This is a genomic window from Nostocoides jenkinsii Ben 74 (genome assembly GCF_001046875.1).
GTDB lineage: Bacteria > Actinomycetota > Actinomycetes > Actinomycetales > Dermatophilaceae > Nostocoides_A > Nostocoides_A jenkinsii.
In genome coordinates, this window is sequence record NZ_HF571038.1 from 1,535,080 (window position 1) to 1,557,783 (window position 22,704).

Genomic DNA, 22,704 nt, shown 5'->3' on the forward strand with positions numbered 1-22,704 from the left:
CCCCAGCCGGTGGCCATCTCGTCGAGGATTTCCTGGGCCTTCTCCGGGGTGACCTTGTCGGGCCCGATCTCGCGGCCCAACTCGGCGAGGCCGGCGCGGAAGCGCGGCTGGGCGATGATCTCGTCCGCGACCAGCTTCGGTGCCTTGAACTGCGGCCCGAGCACCCGCCCGTCCGCGCGTTCGAGCGACAGGTGAGCACGGCGAATCACGAAGCGCGTGAACGACTCCGGGGTCGCGTCCTGCCCGACGTGGGTCTCGGCATACCGTGATCGCATGGCCCCGACGCTGGCCGGGGTGCCGGAGATGACGCGCGCCCGGTCCGGCTCGCGCCGCGCGATCCCGCCCTGGCGGCGCGCCGACGGCTTGTAAGGGTTGTGCAGGCGGACCAGATCGCGCACCCGGATCGGCCGAGTGCCGTCCTCGTGCTCCGACGGCAACCACGTGACGTGCACCGGCACGAGTTCGACGTCGTCGCCCGCATCGGCCACGGCGGATGCAACCCGATCAAATTCCCGGGACGCTCCGGTTCCCTTGGGCAGCGTCAGGACCCGGACGGGCCCGGCGGAAACGACGTACTCGGCCACCCAGGCACGCACCAGCCGCACCTCGACGGGAGTGTGGAACTCGGCCAGAACGATCGCCCCACCCGAAGTCGGGTTCGCCCCCGAGTCATCCGGCCCTGACACAGTCGACTCAGACACGTGAATCACCTTCCTGCGGCCAGTCGCCGAGGATGTCGAGATAGGTCGAACGCAGGGCCTCGATGCGCTCGCCCATCGTGGCCGGCGTCCAGTCAGCCGTCGAAATCGCCGGCAGCACAGCGACATCCACGGTCGCCGCGTTGATCGCGGAGCCGCCGCGACCGGCGAGGTCACTGGCATTACGGATGACAACCGGGACGATGGGCAGGCCCGTGGCCATCGCCATTCGGAACGGGCCCTTCTTGAACGGCCCGAGCGCGACCCGGTCTTGGCGCGTCCCCTCCGGCGCGATGATCAAGGACAGGCCGCGGCTGATCAGCAGCGCCTCGGCCTCGCGCAGCGAGGCGACCGAGGAGGCGGCGTCGCTGCGCTCGATGAACACCCCATCCATCACCCGCCCGAACGTACCGATGATCGGATGCGTCTTCAATTCGGCCTTCGCCACGAAGGTGAAATTGTCCTTGACGACGGCGCCCGCGATTAGGGGGTCGAAGTTGTTGCGGTGGTTGAAGACAAAGATCGCCGGGCGCGCGGAGAGCGCGTTCTCCTCGCCGATCACGTTGAGCCGCACTCCATTCGCCTCCAGCATCAACCGTGGCCAGGTGCTGGTCAGGACGTTGAGGCCGGCCCGCTTGTCGCCGGTCAGCAGCCCCACGCCAAGCGCACCGGCCGTGAGCGGGCCGAGCGCGGAGACCCCGACCAGGGTCCGCACCAACGAGCCGATGCCGCCGGCGCCGCGGCTGCGGTGGCGCGTCACCGGCCAGCCGCGCTTCTCGGCGACCCGCGTCAGCTCCGGTCCCGGATTCGTCGGTCGCGGGTTACCGACCAGATGCATGAGCGCGACGTCTTCGTCACCGTCGGCATAGAAGTAGCAGTGGGCGAGGTCGATGTCGTGGGTCGCGGCATACCGCTGTGCCGCAGTGGCTTTTCCTTCGCCCCAGATGACTGGGGCGACCAGTTTGCCGGTCACTTTGCCCTCGGCGTCGAGGATGAAGCGGTTGCAGACGACCTCGTCGATCCCGAGGTACCGCGCTACGGGCTCCACCTGAATGCTCGTCGCGGAGCTACACAACACCACGCGGTGACCGCGATCGAGGTGCGCCTGGATCAACGCGCGGGTCTCGGGATAGATCAGGTCCGCGATCTTGCGCAGGAAGAGCTTCTCGCTCTGCTCCTCCAACTCCCCCAACGGCCGGCCCTTCAGGGTGGCCAACCCGGCCTCGGCCATCTCCTGGAAGCTGGTGCGTCCCATCTGGAACTGGTACGCGGTCGCCAGGATCTGGGCGATCTCGACAACGCCGAACTCGCCCTTCCTGATCTTGTCCTTCGTATGGACCGTGACGGTGAACCCCGCGACGATCGTCCCGTCCAGGTCAAAGAAGGCCGCGATCTCCGGCCCCTCGGGACTGCCGTTGACTTCGGCGACGGTTCCCGGGAGGCGGGCAGCCGACCGCGGGCTCATGCCGTCCCACCCGTCCGACGACGCGCCGGCGCCGCCTTGGTCGCCTTTGCCGTGGTCTTTCGCGGTGATGCTGTTTTCGTCGGCGCTGTTGGTTTCGTGGGGACCGCAGTCTTCGGTGTGGCCGGATTTTTCGTTGCAGCAGAGCGCTTTCGAGTCGGTGCAGGGCTCTTGGCCCGCCCCGCGCCGAGTCGCTCCGAATGCGCGCCGGGGCCGGTCTTGACCGGCACCGCCGCCGCGGGCTGACCGCCCGCGCTCAGCACTTCCTCGAAGCCCTCGACGAGGCAGCGCTCGAACAGCTCGTCGTCGCGGATGCTGTCGGTGTCGTAGCGCACCCCGAGGAACGCCTTGCCCGCGCGCGTGAGCATCACGATCATGACGGCGATCCCCGGAACCGGGCCCATCGCATAGGTCGCCATGACCTTGGCCCCGGCGAGGTAGGTGTCGACCGGATAGGACGGCACATTGCTCGCCTGCACGTCGGCGGGTCGCACCAGGCCGGCGATCTCGGCATACAGCGCATCTGGCAGCGCCGCGGTCACATTGGACAGCACATTCATCACATCCGCGGCGGGCTCGGCTCGGCCAGCCGCGACCTGCGCGTGGACATCGGCGATGATCGCGGCGGGTTGCGTCTCCGCGATCGGGGCGCCGATCGCCATACCCGTCCAGTGGTTGCCGCCATCGGCGTCGCCCTTGCTGCGCAGGCTGACCGGGATCGCCATGGGGAGGCGGTCGATCGGCAGTCCGAGCGCGGCGTGATAGCGCCGCATCGTGGCGCACACGGCCGCGAGGTAGGCGTCGTTGACCGAGCCCCCGAGCGCCTTGGCCGCCCCGCGGAGGCGGGCGAAGTCGAGATCGTGCGTCACCATCCGGCGACTGGCACCGCGCCGGGCCAGCAGCGGCGACGGCTCGGTGGCGGAGAAGCTCGCGACGACGCGGTTGAGCGAGCCGGCGTAGCTCGCGGCATTGGTCACCGTGGCGACAGGACGCACGAGACCGGACAGCCCCTTACCGAGCACATCCCAGGTCAGGCCGAGCGCTGCCCCGGGCAATCCACGGATCCCGTCGATGGTCAGCTCGCGAGAGTCCAAGTCCTGCGGAACGGGCACCAGCGGCATCTCGCCCTGTCGCGCCGCGCGCTGAGTGTCATAAAGCGCGGCGAACATCGCCACCATCCCGAGGCCGTCCGAGATGACGTGGCTCATCGAGGTGACCACAGCCGCGCCACCGCCGTCCAAACCCTCGACCAGGGTGACCGTCCACAACGGACGGGACTCATCGAGCGGGGTCATCGCGATCTGCTCGGCGAGGTCGAGAAGCTCGCGATGGCTGCCATCACCGGGCAGGCGGACGCGCCGCAGGTGATAGCGCAGGTCGAAGTCGGGATCGATGATCCATCTCGGGGCGGTCACCGGAATCGACGGGGAGACGATGCGCTCGCGCAGCCGAACCGCGGTTCGGCTGGCCCGGTCGTAGGCCGCGACGAAGGCTTCCCACTCCGGCACCACGTCGAGCAGGTCGATCCCTACCCCGGAACTGCGGGTGCGTGGGTCGCGCTCGCCGCGCTGCAACAGCTTGTCGAATGCGGTGAGTCGGCGGTCAGACGCTCCACTCATGGGGGCGTGGCCTTCCTGTCGTTGTCGTCCGGGACATTGGTCTTGCGGGGCGTTGGTCTGGCGGGGTGTTGGGCTTGCGGGGGTGAAGGTCCGGCGGTCGGCGGCTAGAGGAGCTCGATGATCGTGGCGTTAGCCATGCCGCCGCCCTCGCACATCGTCTGCAGCCCGTAGCGAATCCCGTTGTCGCGCATGTGATGCACCATCTGGGTCATGATCCGCGCACCCGAGCCGCCGAGCGGATGCCCGATCGCGATGGCGCCGCCATTGGGGTTTAGCTTCGCCGGGTCCGCGCCGAGTTCGGCGAGCCAGGCCATCGGCATGGGCGCGAACGCCTCGTTGACCTCGAACACCCCGATTTCGTCAAGCGACAGCCCGGACCGGTCGAGGACCTTGCGCGTGGCCGGAATCGGGGCGGACAGCATCATCACCGGGTCGTCGCCGGCCAGAGCGCCGCTGTGGAAGCGGGCGATCGGCGTCAAGCCGAGCTCGTCGGCCTTGGCCGCGGTCATCATCAGCAGCGCGGCCGCGCCGTCGGAGATCTGCGACGCGTTGCCCGCGTGGATGACGCCATCGGCCTTGAAGACCGGCTTGAGCCCGGCCAGCGACTCGGCCGTCGTGCCGCGGCGCAGGCCCTCGTCGGCGGACAGCATCGATCCGTCGGGCAAGGTCACCGGCGCGATCTGCCGCTCAAGCCGACCCGCGTCCACCGCGGCGGCCAGGCGCTCGTGCGACTGCGCGGCGAAGGTGTCGAGGGCGGCCCGATCGAAGCCCCACCTCGCGGCCATCATCTCGGCGCCGATGCCTTGGTTGAAGGTGGGGACGTCATAGCGCTCCAGCACGCTGGGCGGGTACGGGAAGCCCACGTCCTTGCCGATCCCGGCCCCCATCGGGATGAGCGACATGGCCTCGACCCCACCCGCGACGACGATGTCGTAATGCCCGGCGACCAGCCCCGCCGCCGCGAAGTGCACCGCCTGCTGCGACGACCCGCACTGGCGGTCCAGCGTCGTGGCGGGCACCGACTCGGGCCACCCCGCCGCCAACACCGCGTTGCGGCCGATATTGAAACTCTGCGCCCCGACCTGCTGCACGCATCCCCAGATGACGTCGTCGACCAACTCCGGCGCCACCCCGGACCGCTGAGCCAACGCGCTCAACACGTGCGCGGACAGGTCCACCGGATGCACGGCCGCCAAGGATCCGTTGCGCTTGCCCACCGGGGTGCGGACGGCCTCGACGATGACGGCGTCGCGGGGGTTCATAAGGCTCCTGAGGTCGGACGGCGGACGCGCAAGTGAGCACGCTCGGGGTAGGCGTTCAGGCTAAGCGCTCGCACACCCCTATACCAATCCCCGACAGCATGAAACGGACCACCCCGACACCAGGTGCGGTGCCGGGGTGGTCCGAACAGGTATGACCGTGCTTCTGCGCCGTCCGAACCGGCTGCTACTCGCTGCCGATGGCGTCGAGAATCTTCAACTTCGCGGCGCGCCGGCCCGGCCAGACCGCGGCCAGGACACCGACGATTCCGGCCATCAGCACGAAGGCAACAAGTTGCACCCACGGGATCTGAAGGGTGGAGAAGCCTTCGTCCGCGAGGGCGCGCTGGATCGCCATACCGAAGACAACGCCGAGAACGACCCCCAGGGTTGCGCCCAGCAACGCGATCACCACCGATTCCAGCCGCAGCATGCTGCGCAACTGGCGGCGGCTCAGGCCCACGGCCCGAAGCAGCCCGATCTCGCGGGTCCGCTCGATGACCGACAGGGCCAAGGTGTTGATGATGCCGAGGATCGCGATGACCACGGCGAGGCCGAGCAGCGCATAGATGATCATCAGCATCTGGTTGATGGGTTTGGCCTGCTCCTCGGCATACCCCGCCACGTCCTTGACGCTGACGGTCGGCAGGTCCGCGACGATCTTGTCCAAAGCGCTCCCCACCGCGGCGGCGTCGGCGCCATCGGTGAGGCGGACATAGACCTGGCCGTCACTCAGCTTGCCGCCATTGGCGTCCCAGGTCTTGGTCGAGAGGAGGTACCTGGCGGGGGCGCTGCCGGCGGTCGCGGCATACGTCCCGGCGACGGTGGCGTCGAAGGGTTTGCCGCTGAGCTTCATCCGCACCTTGTCGCCGGTTTTCAGGCCCAACTCCGTCGCCGTGTCGGCGTCGAGAAGCAGGCCACCACGATCGAGGTTGGCCAACGCCTCGGCCGAGGTGTCAAGCGTTGCGACCTGGCCGAAGGTGGCCGGGTCGATGGCCGCGATCCACTCCTGCCCGTCGCCGACCTCGCCCATCCCCCAGCGAACCCGAGACACTGTGGCCACGCCGTCGACCTTGGCTACCTCGTCCCCGACGGCCGTCGAGAAGTCGCTGCCGATCGAGTTGGAGACGAGATAGTCGGCCTTGAAGTTCTTCTCGATCTCCTTGTTGATGCTCGCCTTCGTCGACGAGCCGAAGACTGCCATCATCGAGACGAGGGCGACGCCGATCATCAGCGCAGAAGCAGTCGCGGCCGTGCGCCGCGGGTTGCGCAGCGCATTCTCCTCGGCCATGACCCCGACCGAGCCGAACAAGCGGCGATAGATCGCCCCCATACCGACGATGAGCGGGCGACCCACCACCGGGCTCGTGAGCGCGACCCCGAGGAGCACCCCCAAGATTCCGGCACCGACGAAGGCGACCGGCTTGGGGACGTCCGCCAGCAGGCCGAGGGCCAAGGCGGCGGCACCGAGGGCGGTGAGCGCGAGTCCGGCAAGGACGCGTCGATGCATCGACGACTCGGTCAACGTCACGTCGTCACGCATGGCCGCCACGGGCGGGACCTTGCCCGCGCGCCGCGCCGGGAGATAGGCGGCCAGCAAGGTCACCACCAACCCCACGACGTATGCCGCGACCACCGTCCGCGGCGCCAGCACCAGTTCGGCGCCGGCTAGGTCGAGCCCGATCGCGCCGAACAGCGCCTTGATCGCGATGGCGAGCACGATGCCGAGGCCGAGTCCGAGGGTTGCCCCGATCAGCCCGACGACAAACGCCTCGATGAGGACCGACCGAGCCACCTGCCGCCGGCTCGCCCCAATCGCGCGGAACAACGCCAACTCCCGCATCCGCTGGGCGACCAGGATGGAGAAGGTATTGACGATGATGAACGTCCCGACGACCAACGCAACGGCGGCGAAGATCAGCAGGAAGTAGGTGATGAACTTCAGGCTCTCCTGAATCTGGTTGGCGGCCGCCTCGGCGGCCGAGTCCCCGGTGACGGCTTCCAGGTCGGCGGGCAGGAGGGGCGCGACCGCGGCGCGGAGCTGCTCCTGCGAGGTCCCGTCTTCGCGCGTCACCCACACGTCGTTGAAGGCGTCCTTGCCGCCGAGATAGAGCGACTGCGCCTCGTGGGTGGTCCAGACGACGACGCTGGCACCCACCAGCGAACCGCTGGACTCGATGATGCCGCTCAGCGTCGGGTTGACCTGGGCCTTCGCCGACGCGGTGACGACATTGACCTTGTCGCCGACCACATAGCCGCCAGTTTTGGCGGTCTTGGCGTCAAGCGCAATCTGGCCGTCCTGGGTGGGCATCTCGCCGGAGGCCAAGGAGAACATCGAGGTGTTGTTGGCGGCGGGCCCGTCGGTGAAGTTGACGGCCATCCCGGGCGCGCCCTGGCCGCCGATCAACTTGCCGGACTTGCCGACGACGAAGGTGGTGTAGTCGACGATATTGCCGTCGGCACGGGCCGCGCCCGGGGCCGCCGCAAGCTTCGCGACCAAGGCGCCGTCGATGGTTTGGGTGCTGCCCAGCGTGTCGCCGGAGCCCGCCGGGCGCACGACCACATCGCCGACGCTGGAGCTCATGATGCCGTCGAAGGAGCGGCCGAGCGTGTCGGTGAAGATGAAGGAGCCCGCCACGAAGGCGACGCCGAGGATCACCGCCACGGCGCTCATCAGGAGGCGCAGTTTGCGCGCCAGAAGTGATTTGAGACTTGCGCGGAGCATGACCGCTCAGACCCCCCGCGCGCCGTCGAGACGCCCCATACGCTCCAGGACGGTCTCGGCGGTCGGCTCCCGCAACTCATCGACGACCCGACCGTCGGCCAGGAACAGGACGCGGTCGGTATAGCTCGCCGCGCTCGGGTCGTGGGTGACCATGACGATCGTCTGGCCGAACTCGGTCACCGACCGGCGCAGGAACTCGAGGACCTCCCGGCTGGACTTGCTGTCGAGGTTGCCGGTGGGTTCGTCGGCGAAGATGATGGCGGGCCGCGAGACCAGCGCACGGGCGCAGGCCACGCGCTGCTGCTGACCCCCGGACAGCTCGGTCGGTCGGTGCCCCAGCCGCTCGCTCAGCCCGACGGTGTCGATGACTCGCGCGAACCACTCCGGGTCGGGCTCGCGGCCGGCGATGGACAGCGGCAGCAGGATGTTCTCCTTCGCCGTCAGGGTCGGGATGAGGTTGAACGCCTGGAAGATGAAGCCGATCCGGTCGCGCCGCAACCGGGTGAGGTCGTTCTCCTTGAGGCCGGTGATCTCTACGTCGCCGAGAAAGACCTTGCCGGAAGTGGCCTCGTCGAGGCCGGCGGCGCAGTGCATCAGCGTGGACTTGCCGGAGCCGGACGGCCCCATGATGGCGGTGAATTCGTGGGCGTGGATGTCGACAGACACCCCGCCGAGCGCGACGACTTGGGCATCGCCCTTGCCGTAGATCTTGGTCAGGCCCTCGGTCCGAGCCGCCACTTCGAAGGTGGTAGGCGGACTGGGGGCAGCGGACATCATCGTGGTTTCCCCTGCATGAAGCATGCTTGAAACCTAGTTGTGCCTAGCAGATCCCGCATCCCGGCACGCCCCTGAGCGCGCCCTGAACCCCTCCATTCCAGCATCCGGAATGTTCGGCGGGGGCCGAGCGTGACAAGGTGACGTATGCCGATCCTCGATTCCTGGGTTGCCGCGTGGGGAACGCTCGCCCCGGGTGCCGACCCTGCGGCGGTTCATTCCGAGGGACAGTCGCTGATTTCTCGGTATGCCGAGCCCCACCGCCGGTATCACACGCTCGCCCACGTCACGGAGATGATCACGGCGTTTGAGACGCTGACTGGCAACCAGCTAGCGCAGGATCGGGCGATCGGTGTCCTGGTGGCGTGGTTCCACGATGCGATCTACGACCCCCGGGCGACGGACAACGAGGCCCGCTCCGCCGACGTTGCTCGAGACGTATGCCGCGGGCTCGGGCTGGCGGCACGGCATACGGACGTCGTTGTGGAGTTGATCGAGGCGACCGCGGCGCACGACCTGCCGAGCGCGGGGGTCGCGGCTTCGGTCCACGACGCAGACCTCTGGATCCTGTCGGCTCCCGCCGAGCGATTCGACGACTACTGCGCGCAGGTTCGCCAGGAGTACGCCCACGTCGAGGCGCCCGCCTATCGAGCGGGGCGGTCGCTGATCTTGCGCTCGTTCCTGGACCGGGAGCAGATCTACGCCACGCCGTTGGCCCGGCGCGAGTGGACCTGCGCGGCCCGAAGCAATGTCGATCGTGAGTTGGCCCGCCTCGCGCGCTGACCCCAACGCGACACGCGTCACCAGGACAGGACCGCGCGCGCCAACGGCGCCCACCAGGCGGTCTCAATTTTGGCCAGTGCGTCCGCCCGCGTGCACCAGGTCGCCGGCTCGTCGGGTAGGCCAATGACGGAGGGAGTCACCCCGGCGACCTCGGCTTGGAACACCGCCAGAAACAGCCCGCCGGGCACGGGCCAGGGCGCTCGGTCTGGCAGCGGGTGGAAGCGCTCGTAGGCCACCGGCCGTAGACGACTCGGGTCCAGGACCACACCGGTCTCCTCGCGCGTCTCCCGGCAGGCGGTCTCCACCACGGTCTCGCCCGGCTCCCGCCACCCGCCCGGGGCGCTCCACTCCTGGCGGCGGCGCGACCAGACGAGAAGCCAGTTGTCGGCCGCATCGCGGACATAGACGGTGGCCGCGAAGGTCGCCGCGTCCGGTGTGGGGCGGGTGCCGCGCACGAAGTCGACGTCCGCTCGCGAGCCGTCCGGGAAGCTCACCCCGAGCACGCGCGCGATGCCGCGCTCACCCTTGCGTTTGCGGAGTCTAAGCCCCGAATCCTGAAGCAGGCGAACGATATTGGCAGTGGCGGTGACTTGGGCGCCGAGGGCGACGGCCGCGGCATACCGCTCCTGAGGAATGTCGTAATGGTCACCTTCGAACCCTCGCTCGGGCACGCCAGCCCGGGCCGCGAAGGCGTGCAACTCCTCGACGCTGCTGTCGGAGATCAGGTGAGACCAGAGCCGGTCGTGGGCGGGCCAGGCCGGTGGGTCGATCCAGATGGTCACGCTTCATGCTCCCAAGAAAAGTTTGCCGAAGCTCACAACCGAACCTCGGAATACGGCGTGTGGGGGGATGAAGGCTCCGCCGGGGAGCCCGCCGAAAGGACTGTCTGACATGCGATCCCTTAAGCACCTCGCTCTCACCGCCGCGTTCGCCACGTCGGCCGGGACCATCGACATCAGCGCTGCCCAGGCCAGCTCCCCCGCCGCCTCGCCCGCCACCACGGGCGCAAGCACCACGACCGCCAACTCCCCCGCCTTCACGTGCAACCAGCTGGGCACCCCGCCCAAGGACGCCCGCCTGTATGCCGACCGGATGCTCGCCGCCTGGGGCAATGGTCAGCGGCCCCAGGTTGGGTGCTACGCCATCGACCAGGTCGTCCAGTTCGCCTTCGCTGAGCGGGGGAAGCAGGTTGGCAGCTGGGTGTTTGTGTCGAAGGTCCACAACAACGAGGAGTTCTTCGACACGGTGACCTACCGCGGCGACGGTGGCGCGACGATGGTGGTGAATGTGAGTCTGGCGCGGGCCGGCTCGTGGGACCGGATCTGGGGAATCGCCCTGCACAACAACAGCACCGGGCGCGTCACCACCTATGCGGACAAGCTGGTCCGCGCCTGGGGCGCCGGCGACAAGGCGGCCGCGCTGAAGTACGGCACCTCAACGGTGGCCAACAAGCTGTGGAGCTTCTCCAGCGGAGCCGGCGGGGGTTGCTGGGTGCGGACCGGGACGTATGCCGGTGCACGCGGCACTTTCGCGGTCTACGAGTGCGAGTCCGCTTTGGTGGAGCTGAAGGTGAAGCCCGGCGCCGCCGCGGCCGGTCAGCGGCAGGCCGTCATCGGCGCGAACACCTTCGGCGCCGACTGAACTACGCGGCATACACAAGCCGGCCCGGACACCGTGAAAGGTGTCCGAGCCGGCTTGTTGTCGAAGCGAGAACTTCGTGGGCTACAGCGTGGGGTTTCTTAGAAGCCCATGCCGCCCATGTCGTCGCCGCCGCCGGGCATGGCCGGCGCGGCCTTCTCGGGCTTGTCGGCGATGACGGCCTCGGTGGTGAGGAAGAGCGCCGCGATGGAGGCGGCGTTCTGCAGCGCGCTGCGGGTCACCTTGGCCGGGTCGATGATGCCAGCGGCGATCATGTCGACGTAGTCACCGGAGGCGGCGTTGAGGCCTTCACCGGCGGGCAGGTGGCGCACCTTCTCCGCCACGACGCCGCCTTCGAGGCCGGCGTTGATGGCGATCTGCTTCAGCGGCGCCTCGGACGCGACCTTGACGATGTTGGCACCGGTGGCCTCGTCGCCCTCCAGGGAGAGCTTCTCGAAGGCGGACTTGGTCGCCTGCAGCAGCGCGACGCCACCACCGGCAACGATGCCCTCTTCGACGGCGGCCTTCGCGTTGCGGACGGCGTCCTCGATGCGGTGCTTGCGCTCCTTGAGCTCGACCTCGGTGGCCGCGCCCGCCTTGATGACGGCGACGCCCCCGGCGAGCTTGGCGAGGCGCTCCTGGAGCTTCTCGCGGTCGTAGTCGGAGTCCGACTTCTCGATCTCGGAACGGATCTGGGCGACCCGGCCGGCGAGCTGGTCGGCGTCACCGGCGCCCTCGACGATGGTGGTCTCGTCCTTGCTGACGATGACCTTGCGGGCCTTGCCCATCAGGTCGAGGTCCGCGGAGTCGAGCTTGAGGCCGACTTCCTCGGAGATGACCTGGCCACCGGTGAGGATGGCGATATCGGCGAGCATGGCCTTGCGGCGGTCACCGAAGCCGGGGGCCTTGACGGCGACGGACTTAAAGGTGCCGCGGATCTTGTTGACGACCAGCGTGGACAGGGCCTCGCCGTCGACATCCTCGGCGATGATCAGCAGCGGCTTGCCGGACTGCATGACCTTCTCCAGCAGCGGGAGCAGGTCCTTGATCGAGGAGATCTTGGAGTTGGCGATGAGGATGTAGGGGTCCTCAAGAACGGCCTCCATGGCCTCCGGGTCGGTGACGAAGTAGCCGGAGATGTAGCCCTTGTCGAAGCGCATACCCTCGGTGAGCTCAAGCTCGAGACCAAAGGTGTTGGACTCCTCGACGGTGATGACACCTTCCTTGCCGACCTTGTCCATGGCCTCGGCGATCATCTCGCCGATCTGGGAGTCGGCCGCGGAGATCGAGGCGGTGGCCGCGATCTGCTCCTTGGTCTCGATCTCCTTGGCCATGGCGAGCAGCTCGGCGGCGACCGCGTCGGTGGCCTTCTCGATGCCGCGCTTGAGGGCCATCGGGTTGGCGCCGGCCGCGACATTGCGCAGGCCTTCGCGGACCATGGCCTGGGCCAGGACGGTGGCCGTCGTCGTGCCGTCACCGGCGACGTCGTCGGTCTTCTTGGCGACCTCCTTGACCAGCTCGGCGCCGATCTTCTCGTAGGGGTCGTCGAGCTCGATCTCCTTGGCGATGGACACACCGTCGTTGGTGATCGTGGGGGCGCCCCACTTCTTCTCCAGCACGACATTGCGGCCCTTCGGGCCCAGGGTGACCTTCACCGCGTCGGCGAGGGTGTTCATACCCCGCTCGAGTCCGCGGCGAGCCTCTTCATCGAAAGCGATGATCTTGGCCATTCGGGTGGTTCCTCCACACGATTGTGTTGATGACCGCAGGGTGCCCGCGACGGACGGACCGGTATGCCGCGGCTCACGTCACCGCGACCTGCCGGACCTCACCCACGAGGTCAGGGATTATCACTCTCAGCACGAGAGTGCTAACGCCATTATTGGCACTCTCTCCCGTCGAGTGCAAACGCGCCACTGACCACGCGCCAACGACAATGGGCCAACGATCACGGGCCTGATGACGCCGTGCTGACCTCTGGCTTCTCCGGCAAAGTAAACAGCGGGTGAACAAGGCTCCCCTGGCTGGTGAATTCGGGATGTCCTGTGCACACTGTGCACCGTGGACGCAGCGAACGTCATCCTCGTGCTCGTCATCTGCACGGCACTTGCCTTCGATTTCACCAATGGCTTTCACGACACGGCCAATGCCATGGCCGCCTCCATCTCGACCGGCGCCCTGAAGCCCAAGGCCGCCGTCGCGCTCGCGGCCATCTTGAACCTCGCGGGCGCTTTCCTCTCGGTCGAGGTGGCCCTCACCGTCTCCAATGCCGTCGTGAAGCTTCAGGACAAGTCCGGGGCACCCATCCCCGCCACGCTCGTCGACGACGGGAAGAAGCTCCTCCTCGTGGTGCTGTGCGGCCTGATCGGCGGCATCGTCTGGAACCTCTTTACCTGGCTCCTCGGGCTTCCGTCATCCTCGTCCCACGCCCTCCTCGGCGGATTGACGGGCGCGGCCGCCGCCGGCTTCGGGCTGTCCGGCGTCAAGTGGACCGGAGATGGCACCAAACTCGACGGGGTCGTCGGCAAGGTGCTCATCCCCAGCTTCATCTCGCCGATCATTGCGATGGTGGTGGCCTTCGTCGGCTGCTGGGTTGTGCACCGGCTGACCAATGCCGTCATGGACAAGCTGTCCGAGCGCTACTTCCGTTGGGGCCAGATCGGCAGCGCGTCACTGGTGTCGCTGGCCCACGGGACCAACGACGCGCAGAAGACGATGGGCGTCATGACGCTGGCCCTGATCGCCAGCGGGCACTGGAGCGACACCGATTCGGTGCCGCTGTGGGTGAAAGTCAGCGCCGCCTCCGCGATCGCCCTCGGCACCTACCTCGGCGGCTGGCGCATCATCCGAACCCTGGGCAAGGGCCTGGTCGACATCACCCCGCGGCAGGGGATGGCCTCGGACGGCTCCTCCGCCGCGGTCATCCTCGCGGCCAGCCACCTCGGCTTTGCCCTCTCCACGACCCATGTCGCCACGGGCTCGGTGCTCGGTGGTGGCCTCGGCCGCGGCACCCACGTCCGGTGGAACACCGCCGGCCGCATGGTTATCGCCTGGGCGACGACGTTCCCGCTCGCGGCCCTCATCGGCGCGATCATGTGGTGGATCGGCTCGGCGCTCGGCTACACCGCGGGCTCCATCGTCGTCTTCGTCCTCCTGTGCGCCATGTCCGGCTATATGTTCATGCGGTCACGGGAGGGGCACGTCGGCGCCCACAACGTCAATGACGACTGGGAACGCCCCCAAGACGTGCTCGACCACTCCCCTGCGACCACCACGACGAAGTGAAGGACTGAGCGGATATGCGCAGCATCGAACTCGCCCTGGCGGGCGGTTGGAAGGTGCTCTACACCGGCATCCTCTTCGGGGCCGGTATGCCGATCATCTACGCCCTGGCCATGCGGGCCCTGGTTCTCGGATCCACCACCGGCGTCGACGACCAGGGTAAACCGACCACCCGGCTCAGCCCGGCCGGCAAGGCTCTGGCGGCACTTCTCCTTGCGGTCATCGCCCTCGCCGTCATCCTCGGCATCACCATCATCGCCGCGTCCGGTTTCGGGAAGATCGTCGTCTTCGACGGCGGGCTGCCCTCGATCACGGACAAGTAATCCCTAGGAGTTCGGCTCGACCATGCGCCCCATGACCAACGACATCCTTCACTGGATCCATGACGGCTTCCCCGACGGCGTGCCCGACTCCGAGGCACCCGCGCTCTTCTCGGTGCTCTCCGACCGTGTCGGGGCCGAGCGCGCGGCGGACGTGCTGCGCAAGTTGCAGACCGAGGGCCGCCTCTCCAGCGAGGCTGCCGCAGCCCTGCTGCCGGCCGAATCCGCGCAGCGCCAGGTCGCGGCCAAGCTGGCTCTCGGCGGCTGGCCGTTGGGCGGCGCTTCCGACGACAGCGCCGACGACGCCCCGCCCCGGGAGGGCAGCCCGCTCGGCCGCATCGTCGCGTGGCTGCGCGAGGGTTACCCGGGCGGTGTCCCCGACCACGACTACGTCCCGCTCCTCGCCCTGCTCGAACGCCGCCTCACGCGTTCGGAGGTCAAGCAGGTGGCCAAGGCGCTGCGCCGGGCCGACGTCAGCCCGGCCGGTCCGGCCGATATCGCCGCCGCCATCAGCGACTACACCCACACCACGGCGAGCGAGGACGACCTGCGTCGGGTGCGCCAGCAGTTGGCCAAGAAGGGCTGGCCCGTGGAGTTCCCCGACCCCGACCTCCCCTGATCCCGCCCCTGCCAACAGCAAACGAAACGCCCGTCCGGCTTCCCTCACGGACGGGCGTTTCGGTCTGTATGCCGCGTGGCTAGGGCTGCATCCCCAGCCGCCGTGCGGAGCGCGACCGCTGGCGCGAGGCGCGCAGGCGGCGCAAGCGCTTGATGAGCATCGGGTCGTGGGCGAGAGCCGCCGGGTTGTCGATGAGCCCGTTGAGCACCTGGTAGTAGCGCGTCGAGCTCATCTCGAACAAGTCACGGACGGCGGTCTCCTTGGAGCCCGCGTATTTCCACCATTGCCGCTCGAACGCGAGGATCTGGCGATCGCGGTCGCTGAGGTCGCCGACGGTGCTGGTCGGCTCGGCTGTCGAGGTGGCGGTGTTCATCGCCGCTCATCCTAGGGACGGAATGACACCCATGTCATTCATTCGGCACCCGGCGGCGGCGTGTCGCCCGCGATCGCAGCTCATTGCATCGCATCGAGGATGCCGCGGATGTCCCCCTCGGAGGTCTGCGGGTTGACGATGGCGAAGCGCGCCAACGTCTCCCCCTCGTGCGTCGTCGGGACGACGAACGCAAACTCGTCCGCCAGCATGGCGTCGCTCCAGCGGTGATAGTCCTCGGCCGCCCACCCGAGGCGCCGGAACACCACGACCGTGAGATCACGCTCGCGCACCAGCTCAAGGTAAGGGCGCCGCGCGACCTCCTCCTCGGCATACCGCGCGATGTTCAGTGTGTGCTCGACCGCCGAGGTGTAGGCGTCGGTGCCGTTCACCGTGAGCGAGAACCAGAACGGCAGCCCGCGGGCCCGGCGGGTGAGACCGATGGAGTAGTCCGTCGGATTCCACTCCGGCGCCTCGGTGAGCACATCGAGGTAGCCCGCCTTTTGCGTGTGCGCCGCGCGGGCGAGGGCGGGGTCGCGATAGATCAGGGCGCAGCAGTCGTACGGCGCGAAGAGCCACTTGTGTGGGTCGACGATGAAGGAGTCGCACAACTCGATGCCGACGTAGCGGTGTCGGATGGAGGGGGCGGCGAGACCGGCACCGCCATACGCCCCATCGACGTGGAACCAGATGCCGAACTCCTGACAGACCGCGGCGACCGAGGCGAGGTCGTCGATGATGCCGAAGTTGGTCGTCCCGGCGGTGGCGACGACGGCGAACACCTTCTCCGGGCCCTGCTCGACGACGACGCGGCGCAGGTTCTCCCCCGTCATCCGCCCGGCGGCGTCCTTGGGGACGGTGGCTAGTTCCGCGTCCATGACCTCGGCGGCCGACTTGATCGAACTGTGCGCGCCATCGGTCGCGATGACGACATTCGGGCGCGTGCCCGCCCTTGCCCGCTCCCGTGCCGTATGCCGCGCGGCCACCAGCGCGCTCAGGTTGCCGATCGTGCCCCCGGGGGTGAAGACCCCGCCAGCGCCGGCCGGGAGTGCCGCGAGGTCGGCGATCCAGCGCAGGGCGAGGTTCTCGGCATACACGGCACCGGCGCCCTCGAGCCAGGACCCGGCATAGATATTGGAGGCGCCCACGACGAGGTCGAACATTGAGGCCGCATCGCTCGGGGCGCACGGGATGAAGGAGAGGTAGCGCGGGTGATCCGTCGAGAGGCAGGTCGGGGCGAGATCGTCGGTGAAGATCCGCATGGCCTCGACGCCACCGCGCCCTTCAGGGGTGATGGTGTTGCCGACCGTCTCGATGAGTTCGGCCTCGGTCAACGGCCGATCCAGCGGCGGCGCGAGACGAATCCGCTCCTCGGCATAGGCGACGACGGCGGCGCTGAGCACCGCGAGGTCGTTGTGCTGGTTGGAGTGGTATGACGTGCCGATCACGCCGCCGAGCCTAATCACCCAAGCAGGGCCGTGAGGAGGCCGGCGGCATCATCGACGACGGCGTCGGCGCCGGCGGCCGCCAGATCGGCGCGTCCCCCGGCTCCCCAGGTGACCGCAATGCTGCGCATCCCGGCGGCCTTGGCCGCCAAGACATCGACGACCGCGTCACCGACATAGGCGCAGCGCTCGACGGGCGTCGAGAGCCGGGCCGCGCCGTGGATGAGCGGATCGGGATCGGGCTTGTGCCGGGTGGTCGACTCCATCGTCGCGACGAGGTCGATCAGGCCGGTGAGCCCAGCGTGCGCCAGTGCGGCCTCGGCTGGCTCGTGCGACTTGGAGGTGACGACGCCGACGCGAATGCCGTCCTCCAACAGCTTCCGCAACATGTCCTCGATGCCGGGATAGCGCTTGGTCAGCCGCGCGGCGTTGGCCCGATTCCACGGCCGGTAGGCCTCCGCCAACGCCTCGGCGTGCTCGGGATAGGTGTCGGTGAAGCCGACGAGCAGGGGTTTGCCGATCCAGGCGCGGGCGGTCGAGGGCGGGTAGTCGATATCGCCCAGCACCGCGCGGATCGCGTGGTCGTAGGACTGGAGGATCAGATCGATGGTGTCGACGAGCGTGCCGTCGAGGTCGAAGAGCACGGTCGTCGGGCGGTTCTCGGTCACGGGCCAATCTTGCCTGGCAACCACTGTGGCTTGCCCGGGATAGCGCACGGGCCTGCCCGGGATAGCGTGGCGGCGTGCCCCGGCCCCTGAGCGAGATCATCGATCCGTCCTGGGCTCGCGCCCTGGCGCCGGTCGAGCCGCGGATCGCCGAGTTGGGGTCCTTCTTGCGGGAGGAGGTCCGCGCCGGACGCGGGTACCTGCCAGCGGGTGGGCACGTACTGCGAGCCTTCGAGCAGCCGTTGGACCGGGTCCGGGTGTTGATCGTCGGTCAAGACCCCTATCCGACACCGGGGCACCCGGCCGGGTTGTCGTTCTGCGTCGCCCCCGACGTCCGGCCGATCCCGCGAAGCCTGGACAACATTTATCGGGAACTCCAGAGCGACCTTGGCGTCCCGGCGCCGACATCCGGAGACCTGACGCCATGGGCCGAGCGAGGGGTCCTACTGCTCAACCGGGTCTTGACCGTGCGCCCCGGCGCCGCCGGCTCGCATCGTGGCAAGGGGTGGGAGGACGTCACCGCGTGCGCCATCAGCGCCCTCGTCGCCCGGGGCGGCCCCCTCGTGGCCATCCTCTGGGGGCGCGATGCGCGCAATCTCGCGCCCCACCTCGGCGCGACGCCAGTGGTCGAGAGCGCGCACCCCTCGCCGTTGTCGGCGCATTCGGGCTTCTTCGGTTCGCGTCCGTTCAGCCGCACGAATGCGTTGCTGGTTCAGCAGGGTGCCGAGCCGATCGACTGGTCACTCCCTTAGCGTTGAGTCCATCTCGATCCCTAGCCCGACCCTCTTGAAGGAGTCCAGACGTGCCCGCTAGCCCCTGGCAGCGCTATGTCGCCATCGGCGACTCGTTCACCGAGGGCATGGTCGACCCCGACCCGGTGCAACCCGACGCCTTTGTCGGGTGGGCCGACCGCCTCGCCGCCTCCCTCGATGCGTATGCCGCGGCCGCCGGCCGCGACTTCGCCTATGCCAACCTCGCGGTCCGAGGTCGCAAGTTGGACGACATCGTGGGGCCTCAGTTGGAGGCCGCCGTGGCGATGGGCCCGGACTTGGTCTCGATGGTCGGCGGTGGCAACGACATCCTGCGTCCGAGCGTGGACCTCGACATCCTCGCCGGGCGGCTGGAGGAGGCGGTGATCCGGTTGCGGGCATCGGGGGCGGACGTCTTGCTGGCGACGCCCAGCGACACCCGGGACGCAGGGCTGTTCGCGGCGCTGCGGGGGCGGCACGCGGTCCATACGGCCAATCTATTCACCATCGCCGAGCGTCACGGGGCACACGTCCTCAACCTCTGGGGGATGCGATCCGTGCGCGACTGGCGGATGTGGGGTGAGGACCGGATTCACCTCTCCACCGCCGGCCACAAGCGGGTGGCCGAGGCCGCCCTCGTCGCCTTGGGGCTCCCGCCAACATCCCCGGATTGGGACGAGCCGTTGCCGCCGCTGCCCTCCGCGGCCCGCGTCGCACAAGTCCGCGACCACTTGGCGTGGGCTCGGACCCACGCGGCTCCGTGGGTGGAGCGGCGCGTCCGTGGCACCTCCTCGGGTTCGGCGCTCAGCGCGAAACGGCCTCTCCTGCAACCCATTAGCCGCAGTGCTGAATGAGGCACGGGCGTCCGGCCGGGCGCACAGCAGATTGCCATGGAGTCGATAGGCCGCGGATGGGTGTGCGCTAGAGATTGCACAGAGGGATGCCTGGGCCTTACCGTCTTTCGCGGCGGTGACTACCGCACGACAACTGCACACTCACAACCGACCATCGGACAGTCGCGCGCCTAACCATCCAGCGGCTGCCGTCGAGAGCTTCCCGCTCGGATGGCCGGGGGACCCACTAGCGGCCGCTCGCGGCCTTGGGGTGAAGCCGGTGCGCCGGCGGGGAACCTGACTTCCCTAACCCGACAGCTAACCCCGGCGGCGCCAGTCAGGAAAGGACTCCCCCGTGGCTCGTGCCATCCTCTCGACCCGTTCGTATGCCGGGCGCCACCGCGCCGCCCGCACCTCGCCCCGCGCCCTGGTGACCGTCGCCGGTGCCACCGCCGCCGTTGGTGCCGTGCTCGCGCCGAGCGCGGCGCACGCCGACACGGTCTGGGACCGCGTCGCCGACTGCGAGAGCAGCGGCAACTGGGCCATCAACACCGGCAACGGCTACTACGGCGGCCTGCAGTTCTCCTCCCCGACCTGGCTCGGGTTCGGCGGGGCGAAGTACGCGGCCTACGCCCACCAGGCCAGCAAGCCCGCCCAGATCACCATCGCGCAGGCCGTGTTGAAGGTTCAGGGCCCCGGCGCCTGGCCCGTGTGCTCCGTCCGCGCGGGCCTGACGGTCGAGAACGGCCTCGCCGTTAACCCGTGGACCGGCAGTGGCGGCGGCGGTGGCGGCACCACGAACACCAGCGGCGACCTCGTCGTGGACGGCGTCCTCGGCCCGGCGACCTACAAGGCGATGGAGAAGTGGGTCGGCCGCCCGATCGAGGGCGTGTGGACTTCCAGCGACAAGAAGGCCCTGCAGCGCAAGCTCGGCGTCACCGCCGACGGCCAGGTCGGCCCGATCACGATCAAGGCCCTGCAGAAGCGCGTCGGCACGACCGCTGATGGCGTCTGGGGCAGCGGCACCACGCGCGCCCTGCAGACCTACCTCAACAGGATTCTCTGACCGACCACATGGTCACCGTCGGGCTGATCTTCCCGCCCGACCAGCCGCCCGAGCACCTCCTAGAGGTGGCTCGGGCGGCCGAGTTGGCGGGCATACCGGAGCTTTGGCTGTGGGAGGACTGCTTCGCCGAGTCCGGGATCGCCTGTGCGGCAACCGTTCTGGCTGCGACGACGAGGTTGCGGGTCGGGATCGGGCTGATGCCGGTCCCCCTGCGCAATGTCGCCCTGACCCCGATGGAGATCGCCACCTTGGCCAGGCTGTTCCCGGGGCGATTGTTGCCGGGCATCGGGCATGGGGTGCTCGATTGGATGGGGCAGGCCGGCGTGCGCGCCGAGTCACCCCTGACCTTGCTTCGCGAATATGGCACCGCCCTGCGCGACCTCCTGGATGGGGCCGAGGTCACGACCGCGGGCCGCTACGTCCAGTTGGACCGGGTCGCGTTGCGGCATCCGCCGACGGAGCGGGTGCCGTTGTGGCTGGGCGGTGCCGGTCCCAAGACGATCGCCCTCGCCGCGGAGATCGGCGACGGCTTGGTGTTCGACGGGGGTGTGGCCAAACTCCCGGCCGCGCTTGAGTTGGCTCAGGAGTCGTATGCCGCGCGTCCCCAGCCCCCATCCCCGCAGGAGCCCCCATCCCCGCAGGGACCGTCTCCTGGTGGCTTGGATGTGGTGAGTTTCCTGTCGGTGCCGATCACGACGGGCCCGGCGGAACTCGCGCAGCGGGCCCGGGAGATGGCCGCGGCGGGCGCGACCCGCATACCCGTCTGTGCCGTCTCCGCCGCTGGCCCGCCCGACAGCAGCCCGGCCCTGGTCGACTTCGCCGAGGTCGTCGGGGCGGCGGCCGCGCTGCTGAACGCCTGACCCCACCCGCGGGCGGGGCTAGCCAGCGGCCGGCGAAGATACCTGCTGGAACCACGCCAGGGTGGCAGCGGCGGCGTCCACCCCCGAGCCCAGGTGCAGTGACCCGGACACGGCCCTCGGGGAAAGATTCACGATCCGAGCGTTGACTCCCTTGGCCCGGAATTGCCGGGCGCACGCCTCAGTATTGGCGGCCGGCACCTGCTCGTCGCCCAGCATCCGGAACAACCGCACCGGGACTCGGGTCGACCACGCGCACACCCGGTCGTTCGCCGCCATCGCGCGGGCGAAGGGGCCGGTGGGGTCGCGGACGAGCGCCATACCGCGCGGGGTGAGGAGGGAGTCCAGGTCGCCGGGAAGGGCCGCGATGATCTCCGGCTCCGGGACGTTCGATCCGAAGAGCGTCTCGGCCCGGCCCGCATACGGTCGCCGGAAGACCTCGGCCGGCTTGGCATAGACCGAGCGCACCTTGTCGGTCGCCGTCAGCGCGTAGGTCGTGTAGTAGGCGGCCACATAACCCGGCACCTCGCCGCGCAGCATCGCCGGGATCTGCACGTCGACGATGGCATACGGCCCGCTGATCGGCGCGACCGCGCGCACCCGCCAGCCCGCGGGCGGCGTTGCCTCCAGGTGCCGAGCCACGGCCAGGGCCGCCGGACCCCCCTGAGAGAAGCCACCCACCAGCAGATCGCCCGTTGCCGCGCGCTCGGTCCGATCGAGCAATCGCCGCGTGGCGGTGAGCAGGTCCACACTCGCCGAGACCTCGCTAGGGATGTGCAGGTATGGGTGCGTGCCCGCGCCGTACCCCAATCCCAGGTAGTCGGGGCTGACGACCAGATAGCCCGCCCCGGCGGCCTGCAAGGGCGCGGCCAGGACAAACGGATTCGCGCCGACCGACGGCGCGTCGCCGCGATAGGCCAGGGTGCCGTGCTCGATCAGGACAGTGGTCAGCCGGTTGGCGTCCGAGCGCGGAAGCGCCACGAGACCGCTGGCGGTGACGCGCGCCCCCGAGGGATCTGTCGTCGCATATACGACCCGCCACAGGTCGACGCCCACGCGGACCCCACTCGGGTCGAACCCTGCGTCACCGATGGCTGCGCGGACCTGACCGGCGTTCAAGGTCCGGAAGCGCTGGGCCCAGAGCAGCTGCCCCGGGGCAGCATCCCCAACCGTTGTCGGTATGCCGCGCGGCCCGCCCCCGCCGACGACCTCGCCACCGGCTGTGGTCGAGGAGGCTGGGCTCGGCGCCGCGGCGGCGTGATTGGGCGCCCCGGCAGCGGCCGGGTCCGCGGCACCGACAACGCCGAGGAAGGCGGCGGCGAGTGCGGGGGCGAGAGCCGGGGCGAGGGGGAGCGGCATACGGAAAAGCGTTGGGCAAGAACGAGGAATCGTAGTGGTGTGCATGTCGATGACGCTACGGATTCGGACGCACCCGTCGACAGGGCACACGCACCCGAACCCGAGGAGTGCCAGCACCACCGACCAAGCCGCCAAGCCACCCGCGGACGCAATAACCCGCGGCGGACGCAATAGCTATTGC

General features: G+C 69.0%; 21 protein-coding genes and 1 riboswitch. Of the genes, 9 read left to right on the plus strand and 12 right to left on the minus strand.

The annotated features are described in order from the left end of the window. The 6 genes from BN13_RS19555 to BN13_RS07125 all read right to left on the minus strand — a co-directional run. The coding region (locus BN13_RS19555; protein ID WP_048545582.1) for a lysophospholipid acyltransferase family protein at window positions 1-701 on the minus strand (701 nt) is incomplete at its 3' end. Further along, complete coding sequence (locus BN13_RS07105; protein WP_048545584.1) at window positions 694-2,163, minus strand: HAD-IB family hydrolase; 1,470 nt, start codon at window positions 2,161-2,163, stop codon at window positions 694-696. The genes BN13_RS19555 and BN13_RS07105, both read right to left, overlap by 8 nt. Next, window positions 2,160-3,779, minus strand: a complete 1,620-nt coding sequence (locus BN13_RS07110) for a wax ester/triacylglycerol synthase domain-containing protein (RefSeq protein ID WP_048545586.1) — start codon at window positions 3,777-3,779, stop codon at window positions 2,160-2,162. Before BN13_RS07110 ends, BN13_RS07105 begins: the two co-directional genes overlap by 4 nt. Window positions 3,780-3,883: 104 nt before the next feature. Then, on the minus strand, window positions 3,884-5,041 hold the full coding sequence (locus BN13_RS07115) for a thiolase family protein (RefSeq protein WP_048545588.1): 1,158 nt from the start codon (window positions 5,039-5,041) through the stop codon (window positions 3,884-3,886). Between the two features lie 184 nt (window positions 5,042-5,225). Then, window positions 5,226-7,763 carry an ABC transporter permease gene (locus BN13_RS07120; RefSeq protein WP_048545590.1) on the minus strand — a complete coding sequence of 846 codons (2,538 nt, stop codon included), beginning with the start codon at window positions 7,761-7,763 and terminating at the stop codon, window positions 5,226-5,228. Between the two features lie 6 nt (window positions 7,764-7,769). Then, window positions 7,770-8,537 (minus strand): ABC transporter ATP-binding protein, encoded by a 768-nt coding sequence (locus BN13_RS07125; RefSeq protein WP_048545592.1) that lies wholly within the window; start codon window positions 8,535-8,537, stop codon window positions 7,770-7,772. A gap of 147 nt (window positions 8,538-8,684) precedes the next feature. Here BN13_RS07125 and BN13_RS07130 point away from each other — a divergent pair, with 147 nt between their 5' ends. Next, on the plus strand, window positions 8,685-9,320 hold the full coding sequence (locus BN13_RS07130; RefSeq protein WP_048545594.1) for an HD domain-containing protein: 636 nt from the start codon (window positions 8,685-8,687) through the stop codon (window positions 9,318-9,320). A 17-nt stretch (window positions 9,321-9,337) separates the two neighbouring features. Here BN13_RS07130 and BN13_RS18565 read toward each other — a convergent pair whose 3' ends face one another. After that, a complete protein-coding gene (locus tag BN13_RS18565; RefSeq protein WP_084733618.1) occupies window positions 9,338-10,102 on the minus strand; it encodes a DUF4031 domain-containing protein in 765 nt (254 codons plus the stop codon). A gap of 109 nt (window positions 10,103-10,211) precedes the next feature. Between BN13_RS18565 and BN13_RS07140 the strand changes: the two genes are divergently transcribed. Then, entirely contained in the window at window positions 10,212-10,961 is a 750-nt protein-coding gene (locus BN13_RS07140) for a hypothetical protein (RefSeq protein WP_048545596.1), read from the plus strand. Between the two features lie 98 nt (window positions 10,962-11,059). On the opposite strand, the gene groL is transcribed toward BN13_RS07140, so the two are convergent. Next, window positions 11,060-12,688 carry a chaperonin GroEL gene (gene groL / locus BN13_RS07145; RefSeq protein ID WP_048545597.1) on the minus strand — a complete coding sequence of 543 codons (1,629 nt, stop codon included), beginning with the start codon at window positions 12,686-12,688 and terminating at the stop codon, window positions 11,060-11,062. 331 nt (window positions 12,689-13,019) lie between these two features. On the opposite strand from groL, the gene BN13_RS07150 reads away from it, so the two are divergent. Genes BN13_RS07150 through BN13_RS18570 form a run of 3 tightly spaced genes read left to right on the plus strand, consistent with a single transcriptional unit; the run spans window position 13,020 to window position 15,179 of the window. Further along, entirely contained in the window at window positions 13,020-14,243 is a 1,224-nt protein-coding gene (locus BN13_RS07150; protein WP_048545598.1) for an inorganic phosphate transporter, read from the plus strand. A 14-nt stretch (window positions 14,244-14,257) separates the two neighbouring features. After that, window positions 14,258-14,563: a hypothetical protein gene (locus tag BN13_RS07155; protein WP_048545600.1), complete on the plus strand. Its 306-nt coding sequence runs from the start codon at window positions 14,258-14,260 to the stop codon at window positions 14,561-14,563. A gap of 31 nt (window positions 14,564-14,594) precedes the next feature. Beyond that, window positions 14,595-15,179: a DUF3349 domain-containing protein gene (locus BN13_RS18570; RefSeq protein WP_162199930.1), complete on the plus strand. Its 585-nt coding sequence runs from the start codon at window positions 14,595-14,597 to the stop codon at window positions 15,177-15,179. A 79-nt stretch (window positions 15,180-15,258) separates the two neighbouring features. Here BN13_RS18570 and BN13_RS07165 read toward each other — a convergent pair whose 3' ends face one another. The 3 genes from BN13_RS07165 to BN13_RS07175 form a co-directional block, all read right to left on the minus strand. Further along, on the minus strand, window positions 15,259-15,552 hold the full coding sequence (locus tag BN13_RS07165; RefSeq protein WP_048545602.1) for a DUF3263 domain-containing protein: 294 nt from the start codon (window positions 15,550-15,552) through the stop codon (window positions 15,259-15,261). Between the two features lie 80 nt (window positions 15,553-15,632). Continuing rightward, a complete protein-coding gene (locus BN13_RS07170; RefSeq protein ID WP_235433967.1) occupies window positions 15,633-16,997 on the minus strand; it encodes a pyridoxal phosphate-dependent decarboxylase family protein in 1,365 nt (454 codons plus the stop codon). Between the two features lie 14 nt (window positions 16,998-17,011). Next, window positions 17,012-17,662, minus strand: coding sequence for an HAD family hydrolase (locus BN13_RS07175; RefSeq protein ID WP_048545604.1), 651 nt, complete (start codon window positions 17,660-17,662; stop codon window positions 17,012-17,014). 74 nt (window positions 17,663-17,736) lie between these two features. Here BN13_RS07175 and BN13_RS07180 point away from each other — a divergent pair, with 74 nt between their 5' ends. The 4 genes from BN13_RS07180 to BN13_RS07195 all read left to right on the plus strand — a co-directional run bounded on the left by BN13_RS07180 (window position 17,737) and on the right by BN13_RS07195 (window position 21,167). Next, window positions 17,737-18,411 (plus strand): uracil-DNA glycosylase, encoded by a 675-nt coding sequence (locus BN13_RS07180; RefSeq protein ID WP_048545606.1) that lies wholly within the window; start codon window positions 17,737-17,739, stop codon window positions 18,409-18,411. Window positions 18,412-18,461: 50 nt separating this feature from the next. Next, window positions 18,462-19,262, plus strand: coding sequence for an SGNH/GDSL hydrolase family protein (locus tag BN13_RS07185; protein ID WP_048545608.1), 801 nt, complete (start codon window positions 18,462-18,464; stop codon window positions 19,260-19,262). Window positions 19,263-19,448: 186 nt separating this feature from the next. After that, a riboswitch (cyclic di-AMP (ydaO/yuaA leader) is annotated at window positions 19,449-19,589 on the plus strand. Window positions 19,590-19,596: 7 nt separating this feature from the next. Next, the gene (locus BN13_RS20750; protein ID WP_321162898.1) at window positions 19,597-20,307 is read left to right on the plus strand and encodes a transglycosylase family protein; all 711 of its coding nucleotides are present in this window, start codon (window positions 19,597-19,599) and stop codon (window positions 20,305-20,307) included. An 8-nt stretch (window positions 20,308-20,315) separates the two neighbouring features. After that, window positions 20,316-21,167: an LLM class flavin-dependent oxidoreductase gene (locus tag BN13_RS07195; protein ID WP_048545610.1), complete on the plus strand. Its 852-nt coding sequence runs from the start codon at window positions 20,316-20,318 to the stop codon at window positions 21,165-21,167. A gap of 18 nt (window positions 21,168-21,185) precedes the next feature. Here BN13_RS07195 and BN13_RS07200 read toward each other — a convergent pair whose 3' ends face one another. After that, the gene (locus BN13_RS07200) at window positions 21,186-22,523 is read right to left on the minus strand and encodes an alpha/beta hydrolase family protein (RefSeq protein WP_048545612.1); all 1,338 of its coding nucleotides are present in this window, start codon (window positions 22,521-22,523) and stop codon (window positions 21,186-21,188) included. Window positions 22,524-22,704 lie beyond the last annotated feature (181 nt).